The sequence below is a fragment of the Pseudomonas capsici genome (assembly GCF_017165765.1).
Lineage (GTDB): Bacteria > Pseudomonadota > Gammaproteobacteria > Pseudomonadales > Pseudomonadaceae > Aquipseudomonas > Aquipseudomonas capsici.
In genome coordinates, this window is sequence record NZ_JAFGZD010000040.1 from 1 (window position 1) to 6,855 (window position 6,855).

General features: G+C 55.1%; 3 protein-coding genes. 2 read left to right on the plus strand and 1 reads right to left on the minus strand.

All coding sequences use genetic code 11. The features are described 5' to 3' along the window. Positions 1–124 precede the first annotated feature (124 nt). Positions 125–628, minus strand: a complete 504-nt coding sequence (locus JSY17_RS25350) for a hypothetical protein (protein ID WP_122371032.1) — start codon at positions 626–628, stop codon at positions 125–127. A gap of 295 nt (positions 629–923) precedes the next feature. Here JSY17_RS25350 and JSY17_RS25355 point away from each other — a divergent pair, with 295 nt between their 5' ends. Together JSY17_RS25355 and JSY17_RS25360 are read left to right on the plus strand one after the other, a co-directional pair. Further along, complete coding sequence (locus JSY17_RS25355; protein WP_206403365.1) at positions 924–3,326, plus strand: hypothetical protein; 2,403 nt, start codon at positions 924–926, stop codon at positions 3,324–3,326. 70 nt (positions 3,327–3,396) lie between these two features. Continuing rightward, positions 3,397–6,708 (plus strand): hypothetical protein, encoded by a 3,312-nt coding sequence (locus tag JSY17_RS25360; protein ID WP_206403366.1) that lies wholly within the window; start codon positions 3,397–3,399, stop codon positions 6,706–6,708. Positions 6,709–6,855: the final 147 nt, after the last annotated feature.

Sequence of the window (6,855 nt, forward strand, 5' to 3'; positions counted from 1 at the left end):
GCCGGTGCGTGGATCGACTCCGGCCTGGACCGCGCTGAGAAAGTTGAAGGCGTTGGAATGGACGGTTGGAGTCGGCATGTAAAAATCCCCGAGAGATAAATGGAAGCCCGGTCACAGGCGACCATTACGGTGACGGCACCGCAGAACGCTCGATCCTGACGCATGACAGCTTCCCGCCCACCTGACCACTCGTACTGCTGGAAATCATCATCACACCCGGAACAACCACAGCACCCTCGGGTTTCTTGCCCGCTTCCTCGATCTCGAGAGCCGTCACCATATTGGTAGGCTGTTTGATGGTCTTGAAGCGATAGGAAAAGCCCCCGCTTTCGCTGCAATTCGGAGCGTCATGAAATGAAAAGAAGGTCGCCGACGGCACATTCTCGAGCCTGAAGGCATAGGCTTCATCATTACTGCAATCCAGCGAGTTGTTCTGAAAATCGATAATGGAACTGACAAAAGGAATGCTGCAATTAATGGGGTATGAGCCATCTCCATTTTTTCTGTTAAAAATCACCAGCTGGCCATCCGGCTCACTGGCCTCAAGCTGTGGAATATAAACACTCGCCCACATAAAGACCGCGACAAGCGAGACGAATGGAAGGCTTTTAAAAACACGTAGTGCCATGATAAAGACTCCTGTTATAAGCAGCAGGTACTACGGCCTGAAAGTTACATACCACCCGCAACATTCGGAAAGCGCCAACCCGGCAACATGATGGAGTAATCCATCCTAGCAGCCATCAACTCACTGGCAACTGGCATTTCTGTCAGTAGACAACTCGCAGAGGATCACCGAAATTCCTCATCCACACGTCATATGCACTCACCGTTAAGCCATCGATATACAAGCAGAACTTGTTCGGCATTCGACTGCATAAGCGTTTCAGGTAACACAGTATCTTCTTTATCGGGAGAACATCATGGCACTGCGAGATGATATATACCCAACAACAGTAGGCGGTGACTCACGAGACAATCTGCTGGCCTGGCTACAGGAAAACCCCAAGACCCTCGGCTGGGATGCCATCGTGGTTTATAACCGGGGTCGGGCCAATGCGTTATTGATGCAGCAATATATAAAGAAACTGACTGCCGAAAATTATATGACCCCCATCGATGGCCAGATAGAGGGGCCGGAAGGTTCAAAACTGAACTTCTTCGGTGTCCAGTTGGGATTGCCCCGGCTTTCATTCGAAAATGCCGATATCGAGCACTCCAAGGCCCGGGTGACCCAGGCAATTACCGCCGGGCTGGCCATTCTGAAAAGCGAGCCGGTCGGCGGTTACAAGGGCATCCACTCCATCATGCGCCCCAACGGTGCGGCAGGCCCGACCCTGTGGATGGACGTTGACCTGCTGGACGCGCCGGGCGATGTCACCGATGCCGGTGTCGTACAGATCGATCTCAAGAAAATGACCGAATTCGATACCGATCTTTTCTCGGACAGGGTCAGCATCATCAACGCTCAGGAGTTTTTCCTCGAACGCTTCCGGGAAAAACCCGAATTGCAGGTGTATACCCTGGGCGCATTGAACAAGAGCGCAGACTCCACCCTCACCCCGCAGAACTTCATCGTCCGCACCCAGGCTGCACCGGGTGCCAAGAGCCGGGCAGCCCCCAATTACGGCGACGGGGCCGTGGTGTTGATGGTGACGCTCAAAGGGGGCACGGACGGCGGCGCACCGACCAAGAACAGTGACTTCAGGTATCTGATCCCCAATGACGGGAACGGCACCCAATATTCAGGCGCCGTCCTGCTTTCGAATAAAGTGCTGTTCAACAAACTGATCCTGCCGACACTCAATCAGCACCCGAACATCAGATATAAACTGGAATCCCCCACTGGAGAAGACGGAACCCCCTTGCATTTATATGCACAGGGCATATCTGGCAACTATGTGAAACCGAACGGTACGGTCTTTACAAGTTCCTGGGGTGAACATAACAGTACATTGAGGGCCCTGGAGGATGCCGTTCTTAAAGTCACACCCGATGGCCAATATACCGGTCTGCGGTTCAAGTCGCTGAACAACACCCTGCATCTCGAATGGAATGCCTATAGCAAAAGCAGGTGGAATCAGAAAGTCGATGTGCATCACGGCAATGACACGGATGTCGACGGTGACATGGAATTCACCATCAATACCAAAGCAGACATGACTCCCGAACTGGACCCCGAGACAGGCGTCATTCGATTTTCAACGACTGAAAATGCAGGTAGTGGTGCCAGTATGCCAATGAAAGACTGGCTAGAGTTTTTCGGATTCGATAACCAGATGGATTTTTTCAGCACATGGTGTGATGAGATAGACAGTCACTTCTTCAACAATGTTGCCAATATCCAGCTCCCCGACATCGACACCTTCCTGTTGAGAAACCTGCTGTTTCCCGACCATAACTCAATGGTCCTGACGGACGCCCACATTCCCGGAGATCTGGCCGCTTTCGGTAATGTCGACCCTTCCCTGACCAGCTTCGTGATAGAACCCGAACAGGTCATTCTGAATCCGGGTGGCAGCAAGGCATTCCACGTCGAGCCTGCGGCCACGGTAACCTGGAGCGTAAAAGGTCTGCCGGGGAATGCCCTGCCTGTCGGCTCCATTACCAGCGCCGGCGCGTACACCGCACCGACTCAGGATGAGTTGCAGGGCCACGACGCCCAGCAAGTGATCGTTACCGCGACCGGCACGACTGCACGCGGTATTGCGGCTTCGTCTTCGACGCTGGTTTCGATTGTCAGCCAGACCATTTCCCTGAATCCGATCTTTTCGGTGTGCGGCCCGGGTGCCTCTCTCAAGTTCACTGCCGGAACCCTCGATGAAAGGCCCTTGCAATGGGCGCTGAAAAACCCAGGCCAGGGCGGTGCACTCGAACCCGCAACCGGCCTGGAGACAACCTACACAGCCCCCGAATCACAGGGTACCGACATGTTCACTCTGGAGGTCATTCAAGTCACCGACGATCAGAGCAACATGGGGCAGGCCACTGTATTGGTGATCAACAAGACGCTCGGCGGGCAAGTGGAAGTGGACCTGGCCCAGGCGGCGAATGGCAAGGCACGGTTGCGCTTCATGAAGGAATACAACGACGGCCCTGTCGAAGTTCCGCAGGAGCTGATGACCTGGACATTGTTGACCGGTGCTGGCTCGGTGGATGCCTCCGGCGTCTACACCGAGCCAGCACAGCAACCACCGGGCTTTGTCGTGATCACCGGTGCATTTTCCTACAGCATTCCTCCCCTCCCACCCCTCACTGATTACGGATACACCGTGCTGCCCCTGCCTCTGGCGCAATACCCAGACGTGGCAAGGGCCTTTCAGTAAGTACCCCGTCAGGGCATTTGAAGGGCCATGGCTTCCATGGCCCGAGACAGGACGTCAACCGAGGTGAGACATGGCAAATTCAAGAGACTCGCTCCTGCAGCAACTTAAAGGCCGGGCCAATACCAGAGGCTGGGGAGCCATCGTGTCCTTCAACCGGACCAAGGTCAATCATCTGCTGGCGCAACAGCATATTGCACGGTTCAGTACAGACAGCTTTCTACCCGCCATTCGTGGCACGGTGCAACTGGAAGGACCGGAAACACTGGAGCTGAGCGGCATCATTCTGAGCGCGCCTCGCCTCTCCTTCGAGAATGCATCGTTGCGAGACTCCAGGGCACGCCTGAACATGGATATTGTCGGTGGCACCGTCACCCATTACAGCAGCGCCCCCGGCTCCCCGACCCGGGCACTGTCCAGTTTCAATATTTCCGAACAGCACGGCTACCGGCTGGAAGCCGATATTGAATTGCGCAAAGTGACAGGAGGCCTCAACAAGAACTCCGAAGTCATCCTGGATATCTCGAATGCCATCGACTTTACGACCAACCTGATCGACCTGGGAGTCGGGCCTACACTGATAGGCGATTTCTTCAAGGCCCGCTTCGAGGATCTGCCTGCAAAACAACAGGTCTATTCACTGGGCCTGCTGGACTTCAATGCGGACGACCTGCTGGCCCCCAAGGACTTTTATATCCTGACCCAGGCGGCGCCCGAAGGCAAAAACCTCAAGTCGGACAGCTATGGCGATGGTGCCGTGGTGCTGTTCGTGCGCACCAAGAACAATTTCCATGACGGAACGCTACCGGCAGATGAAAGCGAGTTTCCGTATCTGATTCCCGATGACAAGGTCCCCGGAGAGGAGCGCTCCAGATATTCCGGCTCATTGCTCATTTCCCGCCAGGCCGTCATGTATTGGTTTATTGTGCCGTATATCAAGAATCATGTAGGCCGTGGTCTGAATTTCACAAGCCAGGAAGACATGATCCGGAGCGCTGATTATCGACTGACTGCCGTTGCAGGCGAGTACCAGGCCGAGCCAATCGACATTCAATATGACCATGGTCGCGAAAAATTCCACTTTATAAAAAGTGACCTCCGCTTCCCCTTCTCGCAAAAACTGTCACTGTTCATAAGGCCGGATTTTCGGCTGGCCCTGGAATGGAACGGGACCGAAACCGAAACGTTTCATTATTGGGACGATATTAGCGGATGGTGGGACGAACATAAGGATGTCAACGTCAACTTCGAGTATACGCTGTCCATTATTTTCGATAATCAGCTGAATGCCAGTGACAATACTCTTTCCTTTATACGGTCATCAGAATCCAGCCAGAATGTGAGCGTCAGTATCGACGGAGAAGAAGAGCTTTATCAACCGTTGATGAGTAAAGCCAAGGATGCCTTGGAAGAAGTGCTCACTCAGATGCTAGGGCTGTTCAAGTACATCAGCATTCCCGAAATCAACTTCTTCGCCATCAACCATCTGCTGTTCCCGGAACATAACGCCCTGATCCTGAAGGAAGCCTACCTGCCCGGCGATCTGACCCTGTTCGGGGAAGTCGACCCGGCCATGACCTCATTCAGCCTCAAACCGCTCTACACCACGGTCAAGACCGGTGACGACCTGCAATTTGAAATCGTGGAACTGCGCTATCGGGCGCGGGCGGCCAACATCACCTGGAGTGTGCGCGATATCGATGGGTCCCGCTCTCAGGGTGTCATTACCCAGGACGGGCTGTACTCGGCACCGTCGGTAGGGCAACTTGAAGACAAGACCACTCGCAACGTCGTAACGGCCACCTTTACCGATCCCCAGACGCAGGAAATCCGGACAGCCTCAGCGCTGGTGGTGGTCGTCGCCACTTCCATGGCCATGACTCCCGCCTTGCATGCCATCGATCTGCGGACCCCACGCAATGTCACGTTCAAGGTCTCGACCCTCAGCGGTAATCCGGTGACCTGGGCTCCGCTGCCGACCGAACAGGGAACTCTCACCGGCAATGGTCAGGAGGCGACCTATATCCCACCCGCCACCGTGCCGTCAGGCAAATTCCTGCCCGTGACCATTGAAGCGATCGACACCGGCACCCAGGCCCGCTGCCCGGGGACCGTGTTGCTGATCAACGGTGTCATGCCCATGGACGTCAAACCGGCCTTTCACCCCGGGCTTGCGCCCTCTGCCTCGTTGCGCATGTCCCTGCCCGGCCAGTTGAATGACGCCCGCAATCTGCAATGGAGCGTGGCTACCGGCGAGGGCAGCATCGACGCAACAGGCAACTTCAAGGCACCGGACTCGATCACCCAGCCTTACACCGTTATCCAGTGCAGCTATTTCGACGGTATCGGGACCCTGTCGGGCTACGGAGTCATTCATTTATCCGAAATTGCGCCACGGGCAAAGTGGGAACGCCTGACGGACTTCACCATCAAGGAAGCGTCAGGATCCGCCGTGCTGTTCGCCAATGGCCTGGAACAGGTCAAGGTCCGGGTGGCGGTCAAGACATTCGACGACCAAGGCAGCGAAGTCTTCCTCACTCCGTCCGAGTTGAACAGCATGCGTCTGATCGTCGCGGAAACCGGTGACGACCTGCCTTACGTCGATGAGGATGGTGTACCTGCCAATGCCCCGGAAGGAAAGAAATGGGGGGTCAGCGAAACAAAGAATCCTTACCAGTATTATCCCGTCGATCCGTCTCGCAGCAGTGAGCCGCAAGCCCTGGATGGAAGCGGAAAGTATCTGTATATCCAGACGCGCGACTCGACTCCGCTGCGCATTGCCGTCGCGCTGACCCGGGCCGACCTGGTTGAATTCAACTCGACGGAAAGCGGGGGCTCCGAAGAAAAAGACAACATTCTGAAGGTCACTCCGCAACCGCCACCGACCTACTCGGCCGACAGTTATGAATTTACGCACCTGCGGGTAGAAGGTGGAGAGGACAATGATTATGAACTCAACACCGTCGACTATTACTACCTGAGATTCAAGCAGAGCGTTCGATATATAAAGTTCGTGTCCATCGAGTTCGACGGCCCCTCCAGTATCGTCCAATGGGAAAGCCGCCAATACGCAGAAGAAATGGGCAGTTATACCGGTTACACGCTATCCGCCGGCAGGACATTACTGTTCGAGCCCTTGCTCATGCAAAGCATTGCGCCCGAGTCGCGCCCACATCTCGATGTGGTTCCCGGCAAGGAAGCGCCTGAAGGGGCCGTGTTGTTCAGCCTGCATCGGCGTTCGGACTTCTCGTTCAACAATGACAGTGACTTCGAGCGGCCCATGAAACTGCAACTGATCGATGAATACGGAAACCTGCACAGGATTACCGTGCAGTTCAAATCCCCCAGCGACCGTAATGAGTTGACGATCATTGCCTCCAACTGATTTCACGTTTCGACACCAAAGGGCCGATGAACCATCGGTTTGCCGGCCCTGATCTCTGGAGCTATCTCCATGCCCATCCCCACCGTCCATTCCAACGCCTTCAACTTTCTCAGCGCAGTCCAGGCCGGAGTCGATCCGCGCACCGGA

What these genes read in the sequence shown, in the direction of transcription:
- JSY17_RS25350 (WP_122371032.1), bottom strand. Translation starts at nt 628, where the DNA reads ATGGCACTACGTGTTTTTAAAAGCCTTCCATTCGTCTCGCTTGTCGCG.
- JSY17_RS25355 (WP_206403365.1), top strand. Translation starts at nt 924, where the DNA reads ATGGCACTGCGAGATGATATATACCCAACAACAGTAGGCGGTGACTCA.
- JSY17_RS25360 (WP_206403366.1), top strand. Translation starts at nt 3,397, where the DNA reads ATGGCAAATTCAAGAGACTCGCTCCTGCAGCAACTTAAAGGCCGGGCC.